This is a genomic window from Enterococcus sp. 6D12_DIV0197 (genome assembly GCF_002174385.1).
GTDB lineage: Bacteria > Bacillota > Bacilli > Lactobacillales > Enterococcaceae > Enterococcus_D > Enterococcus_D casseliflavus.
In genome coordinates, this window is record NZ_NIBN01000001.1 from 2,800,337 (window position 1) to 2,818,496 (window position 18,160).

Annotated in this window: 12 protein-coding genes, 1 tRNA gene, 1 rRNA gene and 1 other annotated feature (1 of these 15 only partly in view); of the genes, 2 read left to right on the forward strand and 12 right to left on the reverse strand. The window is 42.6% G+C overall.

Going from position 1 to position 18,160, the window contains the following annotated elements:
• Positions 1–167 (reverse strand) — a sequence feature (23S ribosomal RNA rRNA prediction is too short) (it extends 605 nt beyond the left edge of the window).
• A 179-nt stretch (positions 168–346) separates the two neighbouring features.
• The 10 genes from A5867_RS13090 to dnaE form a co-directional block, all read right to left on the reverse strand.
• Positions 347–419, reverse strand: a tRNA-Ala gene (locus A5867_RS13090).
• 76 nt (positions 420–495) lie between these two features.
• Positions 496–2,055 (reverse strand): 16S ribosomal RNA (locus tag A5867_RS13095).
• Positions 2,056–2,669: 614 nt separating this feature from the next.
• Entirely contained in the window at positions 2,670–4,175 is a 1,506-nt protein-coding gene (locus A5867_RS13100) for a HAMP domain-containing histidine kinase (RefSeq protein ID WP_034696083.1), read from the reverse strand.
• Between the two features lie 14 nt (positions 4,176–4,189).
• Positions 4,190–4,876 (reverse strand): response regulator transcription factor, encoded by a 687-nt coding sequence (locus A5867_RS13105; protein WP_005229193.1) that lies wholly within the window; start codon positions 4,874–4,876, stop codon positions 4,190–4,192.
• Positions 4,877–5,015: 139 nt separating this feature from the next.
• Complete coding sequence (gene gndA / locus A5867_RS13110; protein WP_005229192.1) at positions 5,016–6,437, reverse strand: NADP-dependent phosphogluconate dehydrogenase; 1,422 nt, start codon at positions 6,435–6,437, stop codon at positions 5,016–5,018.
• A 184-nt stretch (positions 6,438–6,621) separates the two neighbouring features.
• Complete coding sequence (gene rpmF, locus A5867_RS13115) at positions 6,622–6,801, reverse strand: 50S ribosomal protein L32 (protein WP_005229191.1); 180 nt, start codon at positions 6,799–6,801, stop codon at positions 6,622–6,624.
• Positions 6,802–6,857: 56 nt separating this feature from the next.
• Positions 6,858–7,418 (reverse strand): DUF177 domain-containing protein, encoded by a 561-nt coding sequence (locus A5867_RS13120; RefSeq protein ID WP_010749661.1) that lies wholly within the window; start codon positions 7,416–7,418, stop codon positions 6,858–6,860.
• Positions 7,419–7,613: 195 nt separating this feature from the next.
• Positions 7,614–9,398: a pyruvate kinase gene (gene pyk / locus A5867_RS13125; RefSeq protein ID WP_005229179.1), complete on the reverse strand. Its 1,785-nt coding sequence runs from the start codon at positions 9,396–9,398 to the stop codon at positions 7,614–7,616.
• Positions 9,399–9,481: 83 nt separating this feature from the next.
• Positions 9,482–10,444: a 6-phosphofructokinase gene (gene pfkA, locus A5867_RS13130; RefSeq protein WP_005229169.1), complete on the reverse strand. Its 963-nt coding sequence runs from the start codon at positions 10,442–10,444 to the stop codon at positions 9,482–9,484.
• 161 nt (positions 10,445–10,605) lie between these two features.
• On the reverse strand, positions 10,606–13,917 hold the full coding sequence (gene dnaE / locus A5867_RS13135; RefSeq protein ID WP_087627787.1) for a DNA polymerase III subunit alpha: 3,312 nt from the start codon (positions 13,915–13,917) through the stop codon (positions 10,606–10,608).
• A 147-nt stretch (positions 13,918–14,064) separates the two neighbouring features.
• On the opposite strand from dnaE, the gene A5867_RS13140 reads away from it, so the two are divergent.
• On the forward strand, positions 14,065–14,247 hold the full coding sequence (locus A5867_RS13140; RefSeq protein WP_008377814.1) for a YjzD family protein: 183 nt from the start codon (positions 14,065–14,067) through the stop codon (positions 14,245–14,247).
• Positions 14,248–14,294: 47 nt separating this feature from the next.
• Here A5867_RS13140 and A5867_RS13145 read toward each other — a convergent pair whose 3' ends face one another.
• The gene (locus tag A5867_RS13145) at positions 14,295–15,500 is read right to left on the reverse strand and encodes a multidrug efflux MFS transporter (RefSeq protein ID WP_005231893.1); all 1,206 of its coding nucleotides are present in this window, start codon (positions 15,498–15,500) and stop codon (positions 14,295–14,297) included.
• Positions 15,501–15,601: 101 nt separating this feature from the next.
• Positions 15,602–17,041, reverse strand: coding sequence for an NCS2 family permease (locus tag A5867_RS13150; protein ID WP_005237180.1), 1,440 nt, complete (start codon positions 17,039–17,041; stop codon positions 15,602–15,604).
• A gap of 261 nt (positions 17,042–17,302) precedes the next feature.
• Between A5867_RS13150 and A5867_RS13155 the strand changes: the two genes are divergently transcribed.
• A complete protein-coding gene (locus tag A5867_RS13155; protein ID WP_005229159.1) occupies positions 17,303–18,106 on the forward strand; it encodes a Cof-type HAD-IIB family hydrolase in 804 nt (267 codons plus the stop codon).
• The last annotated feature ends 54 nt before the right edge of the window (positions 18,107–18,160 follow it).

Here is an 18,160-nt window from a genome sequence, read left to right on the forward strand (position 1 = left end):
ATGTATTCACGCAGACGTAACATCCTATAAAAGATGCTGGGTTCCCCCATTCGGAAATCTCTGGATCATAGCTTACTTACAGCTCCCCAAAGCATATCGGTGTTAGTCCCGTCCTTCATCGGCTCCTAGTGCCAAGGCATCCACCGTGCGCCCTTATTCACTTAACCTTTGACCTTACGGTCGGTTTTGAGTACTTCTTCTAGCGATAGAAGGTTGCTCAAGAAAATAAGCGTTGAACTTATTAAAAAACTCTTTTAACATTTCAACTCGGTGTGTGTTACTTGTTTTGATTATTTCTTCGATATCCAGTTTTCAATGAACAAAGCTTAACGACCATTGTCGTTAATGGAGCCTAGCGGGATCGAACCGCTGACCTCCTGCGTGCAAAGCAGGCGCTCTCCCAGCTGAGCTAAGGCCCCGGGTATTTACTTGAGAGTAGACCTCTCAAAACTGAACAAAGGCAAACGATGTGTAGTCTTCCGAAATATTCCTTAGAAAGGAGGTGATCCAGCCGCACCTTCCGATACGGCTACCTTGTTACGACTTCACCCCAATCATCTATCCCACCTTAGGCGGCTGGCTCCAAAAAGGTTACCTCACCGACTTCGGGTGTTACAAACTCTCGTGGTGTGACGGGCGGTGTGTACAAGGCCCGGGAACGTATTCACCGCGGCGTGCTGATCCGCGATTACTAGCGATTCCGGCTTCATGTAGGCGAGTTGCAGCCTACAATCCGAACTGAGAGAAGCTTTAAGAGATTAGCTTAGCCTCGCGACTTCGCAACTCGTTGTACTTCCCATTGTAGCACGTGTGTAGCCCAGGTCATAAGGGGCATGATGATTTGACGTCATCCCCACCTTCCTCCGGTTTGTCACCGGCAGTCTCGCTAGAGTGCCCAACTAAATGATGGCAACTAACAATAAGGGTTGCGCTCGTTGCGGGACTTAACCCAACATCTCACGACACGAGCTGACGACAACCATGCACCACCTGTCACTTTGCCCCCGAAGGGGAAGCTCTATCTCTAGAGTGGTCAAAGGATGTCAAGACCTGGTAAGGTTCTTCGCGTTGCTTCGAATTAAACCACATGCTCCACCGCTTGTGCGGGCCCCCGTCAATTCCTTTGAGTTTCAACCTTGCGGTCGTACTCCCCAGGCGGAGTGCTTAATGCGTTTGCTGCAGCACTGAAGGGCGGAAACCCTCCAACACTTAGCACTCATCGTTTACGGCGTGGACTACCAGGGTATCTAATCCTGTTCGCTCCCCACGCTTTCGAGCCTCAGCGTCAGTTACAGACCAGAGAGCCGCCTTCGCCACTGGTGTTCCTCCATATATCTACGCATTTCACCGCTACACATGGAATTCCACTCTCCTCTTCTGCACTCAAGTCTCCCAGTTTCCAATGACCCTCCCCGGTTGAGCCGGGGGCTTTCACATCAGACTTAAGAAACCGCCTGCGCTCGCTTTACGCCCAATAAATCCGGACAACGCTTGCCACCTACGTATTACCGCGGCTGCTGGCACGTAGTTAGCCGTGGCTTTCTGGTTAGATACCGTCAAGGGATGAACATTTTACTCTCATCCTTGTTCTTCTCTAACAACAGAGTTTTACGATCCGAAAACCTTCTTCACTCACGCGGCGTTGCTCGGTCAGACTTTCGTCCATTGCCGAAGATTCCCTACTGCTGCCTCCCGTAGGAGTCTGGGCCGTGTCTCAGTCCCAGTGTGGCCGATCACCCTCTCAGGTCGGCTATGCATCGTTGCCTTGGTGAGCCGTTACCTCACCAACTAGCTAATGCACCGCGGGTCCATCCATCAGTGACGCAAAAGCGCCTTTCAACTTTCTTCCATGCGGAAAATAGTGTTATACGGTATTAGCACCTGTTTCCAAGTGTTATCCCCTTCTGATGGGCAGGTTACCCACGTGTTACTCACCCGTTCGCCACTCTTTTTCTTTCGGTGGAGCAAGCTCCGGTGAAAGAAAAAGCGTTCGACTTGCATGTATTAGGCACGCCGCCAGCGTTCGTCCTGAGCCAGGATCAAACTCTCATAATGATTTGTTCGAATGACCATACGGTCATTAAGCTCATAAAAATTAACTTTGCTAGCTATTGCTTGCATGTATTTGTTTCAATATATTGAAACGTCCTACACATTGGTTCGTTTGCTTGCTTTGTTCAGTTTTCAAAGGTCTACCGTGCTGTGTTAGCAACTTTTATATCATATCAGAGCGACGTTTGTTTGTCAACTCTTTTTTTAAAAGTTTTTTCAAGAAGTTGTTATTTAACTTCTTTCTTAACCTCAGCGACTTTTTTATCTTACCATCTCAACCGTTATATGTCAAACACTTTTTTGAAAAGTTTTTTTGATTTATTAGGTTTTTCAGAGATGATATTTTTTCGACTTTGTTATAATAACACTTGTAAAATGTTTCGTCAACAACTAATTTCAAAAAAGATCAATCAGTGTTTGTTACAAATGCCTTAACAAGGACAAGTAATAATATAGCAATTCTTAAAGGAAAAATCAACTAAAAAAATAGGCTTTTTGGCAACTATTTTTATAAGCGAATTATTCATTGTCAAACGATTCGAACGTTCGTTTATAAGAAGTATTTTGCGGCTAAATCTATCATTAATGGATAAAAAAAGAGAACTTAAGCTTTTCGCCTAACGTTCTCTTTTCGTCCGATCTTCTGATTGAACGATCGGTATATAGATTCGAAAGATCGTTCCTTGACCGATGACACTCTCTGCTGAAATTTTTCCTTTATAGCTTTCCAATAACTGTTTCGCAATAGAGAGCCCTAGCCCGTTTCCGCCTTTGGTTCTAGCACGGGCTTTATCTACCCGATAGAAACGATTAAAGATCTTGTCGAGGTCTTCTTTGGAGATCCCCTCACCAAAGTCTTGAATGGCAATTTCAAAGGATTGCCGATCCAACGAAATGGATAGATGAACTTCTTTTCGATCAGTGGAATATTTCACTGCGTTATCCAAGACAATAATAATGATCTGTTCAAAATGATTGCGATAGATTTTCAGCTTCAACTCATGGTATAAGTCATCATCCAATGTAAAAACAAAATCCGGATACAGTATTTTAAAGTTATTGAAGACTTGATAGACAACTTCTTTTGCATTGGTTGTTTCATTTGCATAATGAACATCCACTTGTTCCGCTCTTGAGAGATCCAACATTTCCTGTACTAGCGTCTTCATCCGACTGATCTCTTGCATACTGGCTGCCAGAGACTCATCCAAAATCTCTGGATCGTCTTTTCCCCAACGCTGCAACAGATTCATATGTCCTTCAATGATCGCCACAGGCGTTCGCAACTCATGAGAAACGTCTTCGACGAATCGCTCTTGCTGTTCAATGTATAGGCGCATGCGATCCAGCATTTCGTTAAAGATATCTGCTAAATCAGACAGTTCATCGTTCGTATTTAATTCTGGCATATGCACCGTTGACTGTGGGTTTTTCCGAACGGTTTCCATCGTATCTCGCAAGACCTTTAACGGCTGAAGGAAATACGCTGATAAAAAGAACCCAAGCACACTACTAAGAATCAGAGAAACGACTTCTAAGATAATCAAAGTCAGCAGCAGTTTGCTGCGTATTTCGTAAAAAGAAGTCAATTCATAAAATGTTTGTGCATAGCCAATCCGCTCTCTGGTGCCTTTTGAATAGATGGGTTGGATCGAGAGAAAGCCTGTGATACCATCCAGCGTTACGATGGTTGGCGCTTTGCGCTGCGTGTCGATCAGTGCTAAATCATTCTCATGGGTTTTAAACACAAGATCCTCATTCAAATTATAAACAAACAAGCTCAACGGCGCTTGGCCTAATTCCGAAATAAAGGAATCGATTTTCATTAAGTTGCCATCGATCGTTGAAGTGCGATCATAAATGCTCGTCGTCCCCGCATCATTTTTGGTTAAATTACGATACGTCCGAACCAATGTTAGTTCTTGATCCGAATTGGCTAAACGAGAAGCAACCTCTGACATCGTCCGCTCCACATTGTTTTCTTCTTTAGCGACGATCAAATTCACCGATGTTTTATAGGTGATCACAGCAAAGATCGTAAATACGACGAATATAAAGAAAGAACTTGCGAAGGCCCACTTTACAGTTAAAGAAGGCCCCTTCAGTTCTTTTAATTTTTTCATTCTTTTTTTAAGGTTCACGACCGCATCACATAACCTGTACCACGAACGGTTTGGATATAGCTTTCCTCCCCTGGCACATCAATTTTATTTCGTAAGTAGCGGATGTAAACATCGACAACGTTGGTTTCAACTTCTGTCTCATAGCCCCAGACTTTGTTTAATAAAACATCTCTGGCTAAAACGACATTGACGTTTTCCATTAAAGTCAACAATAGCTCATATTCGCGTTTTGTTAGTTCAATGACATCTGTTCCACGTCGAACGACACGGTTTTCTTTTTCAATCGTTAGATCGCGGTAAGTGATCGTGGTTTGTTTTGCGACGTTTTTGTCCCCTTCGATATCGATACGGCGAAGCAACGCACGTAAGCGTGCCAGCAATTCTTCAATTGCAAAAGGCTTCACAATATAATCATCAGCACCATGATCCAAACCTGATACTCGATCAATCACAGAATCTCTCGCGGTCATCATGATGATCGGGGTGTTCTTCGATTGACGCACACGTCGGCAAACTTCTAACCCATTTAGCTCTGGAAGCATTAGATCCAATAAGATTGCATCCCATTCATTATTCAGCGCAGCATCCAGTCCCGTCCGTCCGTTGTAATGAACTTCGGTATTATACCCTTCATGCTTCAATTCTAATTCCACAAATCGAGCTAAGTTCTTTTCATCTTCAATGATTAGAATATTACTCATTATTGATAGCCCCTTTATTGATTATTCTGCCTTTAAAATAGACATTATCTGTCTTATTTTATCATGTATCTAAAAAATAAAAAAGAGATTGACCGAAAGTTCTCACTTTCGGCCTTTCTCTTTTGAATTCTCTTGAAGCTTACGCTTCGTCATACCATGAATAATGGAAAATTCCCTCTTTATCTGTCCGTTCATACGTATGCGCGCCGAAGTAATCCCGTTGTGCTTGGATCAAGTTCGCTGGCAAACGATCAGAACGATACGAATCAAAGTACGCGATCGCAGAGGAGAACGTCGGCACAGGGACACCCGCTTGGACAGCTAGCGCAACTACTTCACGTACAGAAGATTGATAGCGTTTGGTGATGTCTTTGAAGTAATCATCTAATAATAAGTTTTCGATGTCAGCGTTCTTGTCATAAGCATCCGTGATTTTTTGTAAAAATTGCGCACGGATGATACAGCCTGCACGCCAAATTTTGGCAATCTCACCAAAAGGAAGATCCCAATCGTACTCTTTTGATGCTGTACGTAATTGCGCGAAGCCTTGTGCATAGCTCATGATTTTACTGAAGTATAAGGCTTCACGGATCTTATTGATAAATTCTTCTTTGTTTCCTTCAAAAGCAACCGCTTCTGGTTTCGGTAATACTTTGCTGGCATTGACCCGTTCTTCTTTGTAAGCTGAGATATAGCGAGCAAAAACAGATTCAGTGATCAATGGCAATGGAACACCTAGATCTAAGGCACTTTGGCTCGTCCATTTCCCAGTTCCTTTATTGCCTGCAGCATCTAAGATCACATCAACGATCGGTTTGCCTGTTCCTTGATCATCTTTACGTGTCAAGATATCCGCTGTGATCTCAATTAGGTAGCTATCCAATTCACCTTTATTCCATTCGGCAAAGATATCAGCCATTTCATCAACAGATAGACCTAAAATGTTTTGCATCAAGTCATAAGACTCCGCAATCAGCTGCATGTCGCCATACTCGATCCCATTATGAACCATTTTTACGTAATGGCCTGCACCATTTGGTCCAATATAAGTTACACAAGGTGTACCATCTTCAGCTTTTGCTGAAATTTGTTCTAAGATCGGTGCAACCAATTCATATGCTTCTTTTTGTCCACCAGGCATGATCGAAGGACCTTTCAAGGCGCCTTCTTCCCCACCAGAAACACCCGTACCGATAAAGTTGATTCCTGAGTTTGCCAACTCTTCGTTACGACGAACGGTATCTTTAAAGAAGGTATTTCCGCCATCGATCAAAATATCGCCTTTGTCTAGATGAGGCAATAGTTCTTGGATCGTAGCATCCGTCGCAAATCCTGCTTTTACCATTAATAAAATACGACGTGGTTTTTCTATTGATTGGACAAATTCTTCTATCGTATAAGTTGCTTTAAAATTTTTATCTGGATGTTCTTTTACTACTTCTTCTGTCTTTGAACCAGTACGGTTAAATAAGGCAACTGAATAACCGCGGCTTTCGATGTTCAACGCTAAGTTTTTGCCCATAACAGCCATACCGACAACGCCGATTTGTTGTTTTGTCATCTTTCATCCTCCTAAGATTCAATTATCTTTTTCATTATAGCGCAAATGTACCTGCTTTTGAACTATTCTCTTTCGATGGACAAAAAATATTTCTGAAAAGTTCCATCTTTTCCAAAAAAACAAAAAAACCTCAGGCTCCATGGTTAGCCTAAGGTTTTAGAATCCTCTTTCTGAAAAAAAGGAATTATGCTTCTTTTGTTGCTACGTCTTTGCCATCGTAATGACCACAGTTAGAGCAGACATGGTGGCTTTTTTTCATTTCACCACAGTTTGCACATTCGTTCAAACCGTTGATTGTCAATTTGTAATGTGTACGACGTTTTGCTTTCTTCGCTTTCGAAGTTTTTCTAGCTGGTACTGCCATTTTGCTACACCTCCTTGTTAATGAACGCAACCTTGAGGCTGCAATTTATTCCAATCCTACGCGTTATCGTCATCTGATTCATTGAATAATTCGGATAATTTTGCAAGACGAGGATCAACTTGTTGAGCTTGCGCTTCTTTTTGATTTGCAAAGTCTTCTTCTGACAAAACAGCCCAATCGTTGCCAGATGGCATTGCTGAACCTTGTTTTTCTTCTTCTGTCAGGACTTGCAAAGGAATCGCAAGTAATAGGTTATCAGCGACCGATTCATCTAAGCTGATGGTTTGACCTTCAATGATCAAAACTTCTTCTTCGACGATCGTTTCATCGCGACGCTGAAATTGCTCTGGTGTCATGAATTGTTCATCCACTGAAAAATCAAAAGGAATCGCTACAGGTGTCAAAGAACGAGTAGATGGCAATGTCATCGTCGTTTCCACTTGATAGTGCAGCAAGTATCCTTGCTTATCAACACTCATCAGCCCTTTTACTTTTACAGGAGACAAATCAATGATCTGTCCATCGCGTTTTATCAGTTGACTTTTTAGGTCAAGTGTTTCTTCAAACATCAGCGGTGTCTCTTGGTATTTTTTTAATTCCAATAAAGACCATTTCATTTTTATCACCCCTAAGCAACAAAAGCAATTATACAGGGCTTCTGAGGCTTTGTCAATGAAATTTTCTTGACACCTTTTTCATTTTTGATCGTGTCATTTTAATGCCTTTTCTCAAGGGATTTCGACACTCTCAAAAAAACAACAGGAAGCGCACAACGTGCACTTGCCTGTTGCTTGATCAATCGTTAAAAATCATTAGATCGCTGTTGTTTCTCCACGATAAACGATACCGCGACGAGAATCAAGAGTAACCAATTCGCCATCTTTGATGGTTGTTGTTGCGTCTTTGGCACCAACGATCACTGGTAGATCTTTCGCGATTCCGACAACTGCTGCATGAGAAGTCAAGCCGCCATCTTCAACAACTAAAGCTGCTGCTTTTTCGATTGCTGGCATATATTCTTTATCTGTTGTTGGTACAACTAAAATCATGCCATCTTTTGCTTTCGCAATTGCTTCTTCGGCACTGTGAGCGATCACGGCATTGGCAACAACTGATTTTTCACCAATTCCTTGCGCTTCAAGCAATTTTGATCCGATCAATTGGATCTTCATTACGTTGGTTGTTCCGCGTTCACCAACAGGAACACCGGCTGTGATTAAGATTAGATCGCCTTCTTTAGCAAAGCCTAAATCAACTGCTTGTTTTGCTGCTAATTCAAACATTTCATCAGTTGTTGATGGTTTTTCAGCAACGGTTGGGTACACACCCCAGTTAAGCATCAAGCCGCGTTTTGTGCGTTCGTCAAATGTGACAGCTAAAATGTCAGCATCTGGACGATATTTAGAGATCATTTTTGCAGTGTAGCCAGATTCAGTGGCAGCAACGATTGTTTTAACCCCTAAGTTTTTCGCTGCACGAGCAACAGATAAACCGATTGTTTCCGTTACATCTGTTTTATCAAATTGGTTGATTTGGAAAGTGCTGTTTTCTGATAAAGCTTTTTCTGCTTCCACGTCGATACGTGCCATTGTTGCTACTGCTTCAACAGGGTAGTCACCGTTTGCTGACTCACCAGAAAGCATTGTTGCATCAGTACCGTCAAAGACAGCATTGGCAACGTCAGAAGCTTCTGCACGAGTTGGACGTGGGTTTTGTTGCATTGATTCTAACATTTGTGTTGCTGTGATAACTGATTTACCAGCAGCGTTACATTTTTTGATGATGCTCTTTTGAACCATTGGTACTTCTTCAGCAGGGATCTCAACACCCATGTCACCACGGGCAACCATGATACCATCAGAAACTTTGATGATTTCATCGATATTATCGATACCTTCTTGTGATTCGATTTTAGAGAAGATTTGCACATGAGTCATGTCTTTTTCTTCTAAAATTTCACGAATTTCTAAAACGTCTTGCGCTTTACGTACAAATGAAGCGGCAATGAAGTCGATATCGTTATCAAGACCAAAACGGATATCTTCTGCATCTTTTTCAGTAATACCAGGTAAGCTGATTGATACGCCAGGAGCATTGACTCCTTTACGTGATCCTAACATTCCAGCATTTTTAACGACAACCACTAATTCACGGGTTGCTTCGTCTTTTTCTTTGATTTCCATGTCGATCAAGCCATCATCAAACAAGATATGTCCGCCCACATGAACATCTTCAAATAAACCAGGATAAGTTACAGCAATTTTTTCTTTTGTTCCTTTGTGTTCTGGATCCATTGAAATACGTGTTTCATCGCCAACGTTGAATTGGATGTATCCAGCACGACCAAAGTCTGCTTCTGTCGTATTTTGTACAGTTGTACGGATTTCAGCACCTTTTGTATCTAAAAGGATACCGACATCTTTACCAGTTTTCTTTACGGCTTCACGAACCATTGTCATACGCGCTAATTGTTCTTCATGATCTCCATGAGAGAAGTTAAAGCGGAAGACATTCGCACCGGCTTCAATCAGTTGAGAAATAATTTCCACACTGTTACTTGCTGGTCCTAATGTACTTACGATCTTTGTTTTTTTCATTACTAAACGCTCCTATTCATTTATTTAAAATAGCTAATAAGCTTTTTTTACAAAATTACTGTTGCGTTGCTTTAAAAATCTCTTTAGAATGAGATTTCTTTGTTCAAGTTATACAAGCTAAGATCTGGTTTGTGACGATTGTTTTCAAGGGTATCGATGATATCAGAAGCAATCATTTCATTGTTTTCGATACCGATACATAGACCGCCTTTGCCTTGTTGCAATAATTCAACGGCATATGAACCAAATTTACTTGCTAACACACGGTCACGAGCGCTTGGTGAACCACCACGGACAACGTGTCCTAGAATTGATACACGGGTATGGAAATCGCCGTATTCAGAAAGTTTGTCAGCAAAATCATTTCCGCCCATCACACCTTCGGCTAAAACGATCAAGCAATGTTTTTTCCCGCGGTCGCGTCCTTCACGGATACGATCAGCAACAACTTGCATGTCAAAATCATGTTCTGGGATGATGATTTCATCCGCACCACCGGCCACACCTGACCATAAAGCGATATCGCCAGCACCACGACCCATTACTTCGATCACGAATGTGCGGACATGTGATGTCGCTGTATCACGGATCCGGTCAATCGATTCCAAGACAGTATTGATCGCTGTATCAAAACCAATCGTGAAATCTGTTCCTGGAATGTCATTATCGATCGTTCCTGGAATCCCGATCGCTGGGAAACCGTGACGAGTAAGTGCCATCGCACCATGGTAAGATCCATCTCCACCAATCACGACTAGCCCTTCGATGCCAAATTTCTTTAATTGTTCGATTCCTTTTAATTGTCCTTCTTGTGTCGCAAATTCTGGATAACGTGCTGAATATAAGAATGTTCCACCACGTTGAATTTTGTCACCAACATCAGCAACATCTAAGCGACGAATGTCGCCTGCGACTAGTCCGGCATAGCCATAGTTGATTCCGTATACTTCAAGTCCGTCAAAAATACCCTTTCTGACAACTGCGCGAATCGCTGCGTTCATTCCTGGTGCATCGCCGCCACTGGTTAGAATTCCAATGCGTTTCATTATTCTTTCACCTCATCAAAAGATTTTGTTTAGGGAAGCCCCTGTTTGCTAGTTTTCAAGTAATAACCACGAGACATATTCTACCATTATTCCATGAAAATGTCTTGAAATAGTGGGAAAAAGTTGAAAAAAGTGTAAGTTGAATTACCGTTTTCGGAAAATTACTTGAAAATTACATTTCCATTTCCTAATAATGCGATCAGTTGTTTGACAAAGTTCGGCTCATCCGTCACCCAGTTTTCTTCTGCTAATAACACTTTTTTGCCACTGCTTTCATAGAACATCACCACTGGAATATTTCCGTGATGCTGCTTCATTTCCTTCGACAATGCTTGCAGGTGCGACGTTTCAGCTTCAGCAGAAATCTTTAAGTAACAAGTTTGTGACGCAATTTTATTTTGAACGTTTTCTGCTAAGTCTATTTTATCAGCAATGAGTTGGATTTCACCATTGTAACGACTTACCTCGACCTTTCCTTCGATATAAAGAACAGCATTTTCTTCAATCAAGGAACGTACTTGTCGATAAACGATGGGAAAAATCGTTACTGACACTTCTTTGCTGGCATCTGTTCCTTCGACAAACGCCATTTGTTCGCCCTTTTTCGTTCGAATCTCTCGAATCTTGCGCACATATAAAAGGATACGCACCCGTTCATTCGGAACCAGATCGGCAATATCAGTGATTTGTTTTAATTGGTGCAATTTTTGAAACTGTTCCACGGGATGGCCAGACAAATAAACACCTAAGTATTCTTCTTCCAAAGCCAGTTTTTCTTCTAGTTTGTAATCGGCAACGGCTTCTTCTTTTAATGCCATAGTTTCTAAGAGATCCAAACTGCCGCCACTATAAGTAATGTTTTGGATCTTTCCTTCTAGCTGGATCAGCGCTTGTTTTCGATTGGGGGCGATCCCATCGAATACGCCGATGCTCAAAAGCGGCAATAAATAATCCAATTTTAACCATTTGCTGTTCCGCTGATTCAAGCGAAGCAAAAATTGATCCATAGACGTGAAATTACCATGCTCTTTTCTTTCTGCCAAAATGTCTTGGATCATGTCGCGTCGGATTCCTTTGATACTGCTGAAACCAAAACGAATTTGTTTTTCATTTTGCAGTTGAAAACTAAACCCACTGGCATTGATCGAAGGCGGCAGTACTTCTACGCCATAACGTGCGGCTTCATTTAAATATTCTTTCATTTTGCTGGCGGTGTTGCGTACCGAGTGTAAGATCGAAGCAAAAAATGGTGCAGGATAGTGTACCTTCAGATAGGCCATTTGAAAGCCGATAAAGGAATAGGCAAACGCATGGGATCGATTAAACCCGTAATTGGCGAACCGCTCGATATAATCATAGACCAAATTGGCGGTCTTTTCATCGTACTGATTGGCCAAGGCGCCTTGCACAAAATGACGACGTTCCTCATCCAAGACGTCTTTTTTCTTTTTACTGATTGCTCGACGCAAAATATCTGCTTGTCCTAAGCTGAAACCAGCCATTTTGGAAGCTACCTGCATGATCTGCTCTTGGTAGACAATGATTCCGTAAGTGTTTTGCAAAATCGGAATCAAGCTGTCATCTGGATAAGAGACACGCTCTTGTCCTTTTTTCCGCTTAATAAAGGTATCGATATTTTGCATCGGTCCTGGACGATACAAGGCATTGACTGCGGCAATATCCTCGATGCTTTCTGGTCCTAACTTACGCAGCACATTGCGTATCCCCGCTGATTCAAATTGGAAGATCCCTGCGGTCTCGCCTTTTTGAAACAAGCGCAATGTTGCTGGATCATCAAGAGGAATCTCCTTTTGGGTAACGATTTGTTGGCTGATTCGTTTAATGCCTTTCAAGGTATTATCAATGATCGATAAGTTTCTCAAGCCTAAAAAGTCCATCTTCAATAGGCCGATGGCTTCTACGTCATTCATGGTAAATTGGGTCAGCCAGATCCCATCGCTGCCTTCTTGTAAGGGAACCAGATCAAGCAAATTCTTGTCACTGATCACCACACCAGCGGCATGAGTCGATACGTGACGTGGCAAGCCTTCTAAAATTTTGGCGACTTGAAACATTACTTGGTTTCGCTCATTAAACGACACCAATTCTCGCAGCTGATTGGATTGTTCATAAGCAAGATCTAAGGTCATTTTCAAGGCACTGGGGATGGCTTTTGACCAGCGATTGGCTTCACTTTGCGAAAGACCAAAGACACGAGAAACATCTCGCAGAACCATTTTGGCCGCCATGGTGCCAAACGTCGCAATCTGTGCCATATATTCTTGCCCGTATTTTTGGCGCACATACTGTAAAATCTCGTCTCTGCGATTGTCAGGAATGTCTAAATCAATATCAGGCATCGTGTAACGTTCTGGATTCAAGAATCGTTCAAACAAAAGATCGTATTTGATTGGATCTACGTCGGTGATCGATAAAACATATGCCACCAGTGCGCCAGCAGCCGATCCCCGTCCAGCGCCGGTAACGATCTCTTGTTGGTGGGCAAAGTCCATGACGTCCCAAATAATCAAGAAATAGTCATCAAAGCCCATCTTATGGATGACGGACAACTCATAATCCAAACGCTGTTCGTACGCCGATGTAACGTGGGCAACACGCTGAGGCAGACGCTCAAAACAAATTTTCCGCAAATAGTCCGCAGCGCTTTCTTCGGCTGGTAGCGGGTAATGAGGCAACAGCCGCTGATGCAGCGGCAGCTCGACGGCGCATTCAGCTGCAATCCGCTGATTATTCATCAATGCCTGCGACCATTCTTCAAATGCCGCGGTCAGTTGGTCTGCTGGTTGTAGAAAAAGCTGCGCAGCCCCTTGCTCTTTAGCCTGACGAAAGTCTTCAATTTGCGAGCCCTCTTTGATATGCGTCATCACTTTGACTGCAAAGGCTTCTTCTTGTGCTAAAGCCGCGATTGGTTGATACGCACATGGTGCAATGTTTTGCTCGTTAAACCAAGCGATCGTTTCTGGATCTAACCCTTTGCTAGTAATACCTAAAAACAAGCTCTCAGAATCAAATTTATGGCTGATTGCTCGCAGTGCTTCTTGATTGGCTTCTAGATCATCGTGCTGAGAAGGCAGAAATCCCTCGCCTTCAGGCAGCAAACCAAAGAGGTCCTGCAAAGAATCACAAGCAGCCAAATTCAACTGCTCGGTGATCATTTTTTCACTTGATAAACGCATCAAGGTTTGATAGCCCTTGAGGTTTTTTGCAAATACGTACAACGGAAAGGACATTGATCCCTCTCCGAAGGTACAGTCGAACAAAGCGCCAAAAATCGGCTTGATGCCCTGTGCTAGGCATTGCTGATAAAACTCGACCGCGCCATAGAGAACATTATGATCGGTCAGACCCAACGTCTGATAGCCCATCTTTTTGGCTTGCTCTATATAGTGAGGAATTTTGATCGTACTTTGCAGCAACGAATAGGCGCTTAAGGTGGTGAGCTGTGAATACATTGAAATCCCTCCAAAAATGAAAATTCTCTTTCTTTCTGCTAGTAATTAGATTTGAAAAACAAAATGAAAAAGTGAAAATCTTTACAATAAATATTTTTGTGATAAACTAAAGTCGAAATGGAAGATACGCAGAAAAGAGGTGTCGTCATGCGTTACTTAGTCACTTTATTTTGGACTTTTGTATTAGGTCAAGTCGTTGGCTATCTAGGCAGCTCACTTGCTGGAGCAACTTATGATTTTCAATTAACTTCAATCATCTCTTTGGTCACAGGTGTGGTGATCATTCTTGTTGGTATTATCGCACCAGCGCCTGAAAAGACAAGCCATTAAAAAAAAACCAGTTACCTTTATTGTAACTGGTTTTTTTTTCTTTTCAACTATTCACTAATGTCCGTTTTACGCAAGCTTTTACGGAAATTAAATCCTGAGATAAAAATATTGATCAGTACAAACCCGCTAGTTACCCAAAAGACGGCGGGATAACCAAAGCCAGCTGCCACCGTTGAGCCGACCATCGGACCTAACACTTGTCCAAAGTTAGAGAACATTTGGTTGTAGCTGTAGATGCGGCTGACCCCTTCCATCGGGGTGATCTTGCTGATCAGTGTGTTGATCGACGGCATCAACGCACCCGTCGAAAAACCAAGCAAGAAGCGCAGCACGCCCAACTGAAACGGTGTGGAGACAAAGCCCATCGGAATGAAACAGAAAAATGACAGCAATAAACCCCCTAACAATACCTTGTGATTGCCGTAACGATCACCGATTTTGCCTAAAAATGGCGAAGAGATGATTGCCGAAACACCAGCAACAGAGACGATCAATCCGCTGACAAACAAAATATTGCCACTATTCCCGCTTAGATCACGAATATATAACGTGAGGATCGGGCTGATACTCGTTACACCTAGCTGTAAAATCAGTGACGTAATAAACAAACCGACAAGCAGCTGCATATTTTTGATTTGACCAAAAATTTCTTTGATGGACAGCAAATCGCCCTTTTCAACCGGCTCAAAATCTTCTTGAACGAGAAAAATCGTAAGCAAGAGCGTAATTAGCAGCACAACACCAGTAATGATAAAAACATTTTTCATGCCGAACCATTGCGCCAACGCCCCACCCATCGATGGACCGATCAAATTCCCTGCGATGGCTCCTGTAGCCAATGTCCCAAGCGCCCAACCGCTTTTTTCTCGAGGCGCCTGCGAAGCAATCAATGCAGTCGCATTGGGAATATACCCCGATAAAATTCCGGTAAAGAAACGCATGATCAACAACCAATAGACATTCGGTACAAAAGCCAAAGACCCCATCGTCACTGTCATCCCCGCAGCCGCGCGAATCATCATTAAGCGACGACCTTTTTGATCTGCTAGATTTCCCCATACTGGAGCAATGATAGCCGCCGCAAACGCCGTTACTGAGATTGCTAATCCAGAAAACAACTCAATTTGACTCTCTGGAGCGCCTAACTCTTCTATATATAAGGGAATGAATGGCATGACAAGACTAAAACTGGCACCCGTAAAAAAACAACCTACCCATGAAATCAGTAGATTTCGTTTCCAATCAATCTTCATTTACAAACCTTCTTTCACAAATACTATACCGTATCGTGCGTAATAATCAAATAAAAAAATCTTTCTGCAGGTAACATACAGAAAGATTTTCTTCATTAAACTTAACTGATCAAAGCCAAAATGACAAAGTTTAGGATAAACAACGCATTGACGACCCAGATGATCGGAGACACTTCGTTGGCTTTTCCTTTCACTACTTTCACTAATGCGTAGAAAATGAAACCAACAGCGATCCCATTGGAAATACTGTAAGACAAGCCCATAAAAATAGACGCGAAGAAAGCGGGAACTGCTTCTTCTAGATCGGTCCACTTGATGTCTGCAAACGAAGCCATCATCATTACCCCAACTAAGATCAACGCTGGTGCTGTCGCTTGTGCGGGAACGATTGAGATCAGTGGAGAAAAGATACTGCTGATTGCAAAGAGTGCTGCCACTACAACAGAAGTCAAGCCCGTGCGTCCACCAGCACCGATACCAGCTGCTGATTCCACATAAGTCGTTGTATTTGAGGTCCCTACGATGGCACCTACAGAAGTGGCTACGGCATCTGCAAAAAGGGCTTTATCCATCTTCGTGTTCAATCCGTTACTGTTTTCAACCGCTTCTTCATCTTTTTTCGAAAAGATCCCTGTACGACGTCCAGTCCCGATAAAGGTACCGATCGTATCAAAGACATCTGATAAGCTAAACGCTAAAATCGTCATGATTACTTGAGGGATTTTGGCAGAATCACTGAATAGTGAGCCCATTCCTTCAGAGCCAAACGCAGCGCCAAATGTGATGCCTAGTTCGCTGATGGAACTTCCTAATGAGTTCCCGTGCCAATCAATCGCACTTAAATCCACCACACCCATCAAAATACCGATGATCGTCGTTCCTAAAATACCAAAAATAATTGCCCCACGAACATTTTTCACCACTAATAAAGTAGTCACTACTAAACCAATCACTGCTAACAAAACAGGTGCATTATTGAAATTCGCCAAAGCTGGGACGATCCCCCCATTAAAATTGGCACTCACGATCGTCTCACCGTCGACAACTGAACCCGTCACTGCCGCAGTGTCTGCACTAAAGTTTAGCAAGTTGGCATTTTTGATCCCTACATAAGCCACAAAGATCCCGATCCCGCCGCCGATTGCATGCTGCATGCTTTCTGGAATCGCATGAATGATCATTTTTCTGATACGAGTGACCGTGATAAAAATGTTGATCAAGCCGCAGATGAAAACCATCGCTAATGCTTGCTGCCACGTATACCCCAAACCAAAAACGACGGTAAAGGTGAAGAATGCATTAAGGCCCATTCCAGGTGCTTGCGCGTAAGGCACATTTGCAAATAAGCCCATGATCAGGGTACCAATCACTGAAGCGATGATCGTTGCTAAGAAAACAGCTTGAAACGGCATGCCTGCAGCAGATAAAATCGTCGGATTCACAAACAAAATATAACTCATCGCGAAAAAGGTGGTGACCCCAGCCATCACTTCTGTGGAAACCGTCGTTTTATTCTCCTTTAATTTGAAAAACTTTTCCATGTTATGTTTCACTCCTGAACTTTAATCGTTTCTATGAAAAGAAAAAATGAATAATTGCGCTTTTCATCGAACAATTACAAATTATAAGGGAATAATTTTCGCTTTTCAAACCTTTTTCCGAATAAAACGAACCAAAAACGTTTAATGTTCGTGTTTTGCTTTGTAAATATTATGAAAACTTATCGAAAACTTACTTGTATTGTGAAATGACAGAAATATGTTACACTTAAGCCACTACCATAAGAGAATGGAGCGAGTCTTTTGAAACCAAAAATCATCGCCATTGATTTAGATGGCACAACCTTAAATACTGAATCCCAACTTTCCCCTCGCACACGTGAGGTACTGGTTCGCGCCACCAAAGCGGGACACTTTGTTACCATCGCTACAGGAAGACCTTTTCGTATGAGCGATCAATTCTATAAAGAATTGGCGCTCACAACACCAATGGTCAATTTTAACGGTGGGTTAGTCCATAAACCTCGACAAGTCTGGGCAAATGAAATGGAGCACTCGATCTCTCGAGAAATTGCGTTTGAGCTCATGGCGCAAAAAGAGCAGCTGGGGCTGACGTTTGTGGCAGCAGAAAATCGCGAAACCTTTTTCATTGACGACCTAAGCGGATTTGATCAGCACTTTTTCTTTTCGGGCAATGCTTCCGAAAAAAATCTATTAGCAAATTTAAAAACGGACCCCACTTCATTACTGGTGAAAACCGAAAATGAATTAGCAGAATCTGTTTCTTTACGTATCAAGGATCAATTCGACGATGCGGTCGATGTTCGAACATGGGGCGGACCTCAAGCTATCTTAGAGATCGTACCAAAAGGGGTCCATAAAGCACTTGGTCTTTCGGTGATCGCGGATTCTTTGTCTTTGGATCGACAAGATATCATCGCTTTTGGTGATGAACACAACGATTTGGAGATGCTAGATTATGCGGGCTGGGGCGTTGCCATGGCGAATGGCACGCAACAATTAAAATCGATCGCCAATGATGTTACCGACAAAACCAATGCGGAAGATGGCATGGTCGATTACTTGGAAAAATATTTAGGTCTATAAAAAAAGCCGATGCGGGATGTCCGCATCAGCTTTTTTTTTGCTGCCATATTCAAA

Excerpts from the sequence above, each read along its gene's own strand:
- A5867_RS13100 (WP_034696083.1), bottom strand. The coding sequence starts at position 4,175 with ATGAAAAAATTAAAAGAACTGAAGGGGCCTTCTTTAACTGTAAAGTGG.
- A5867_RS13105 (WP_005229193.1), bottom strand. The coding sequence starts at position 4,876 with ATGAGTAATATTCTAATCATTGAAGATGAAAAGAACTTAGCTCGATTT.
- gndA (WP_005229192.1), bottom strand. The coding sequence starts at position 6,437 with ATGACAAAACAACAAATCGGCGTTGTCGGTATGGCTGTTATGGGCAAA.
- rpmF (WP_005229191.1), bottom strand. The coding sequence starts at position 6,801 with ATGGCAGTACCAGCTAGAAAAACTTCGAAAGCGAAGAAAGCAAAACGT.
- A5867_RS13120 (WP_010749661.1), bottom strand. The coding sequence starts at position 7,418 with ATGAAATGGTCTTTATTGGAATTAAAAAAATACCAAGAGACACCGCTG.
- pyk (WP_005229179.1), bottom strand. The coding sequence starts at position 9,398 with ATGAAAAAAACAAAGATCGTAAGTACATTAGGACCAGCAAGTAACAGT.
- pfkA (WP_005229169.1), bottom strand. The coding sequence starts at position 10,444 with ATGAAACGCATTGGAATTCTAACCAGTGGCGGCGATGCACCAGGAATG.
- dnaE (WP_087627787.1), bottom strand. The coding sequence starts at position 13,917 with ATGTATTCACAGCTCACCACCTTAAGCGCCTATTCGTTGCTGCAAAGT.
- A5867_RS13140 (WP_008377814.1), top strand. The coding sequence starts at position 14,065 with ATGCGTTACTTAGTCACTTTATTTTGGACTTTTGTATTAGGTCAAGTC.
- A5867_RS13145 (WP_005231893.1), bottom strand. The coding sequence starts at position 15,500 with ATGAAGATTGATTGGAAACGAAATCTACTGATTTCATGGGTAGGTTGT.
- A5867_RS13150 (WP_005237180.1), bottom strand. The coding sequence starts at position 17,041 with ATGGAAAAGTTTTTCAAATTAAAGGAGAATAAAACGACGGTTTCCACA.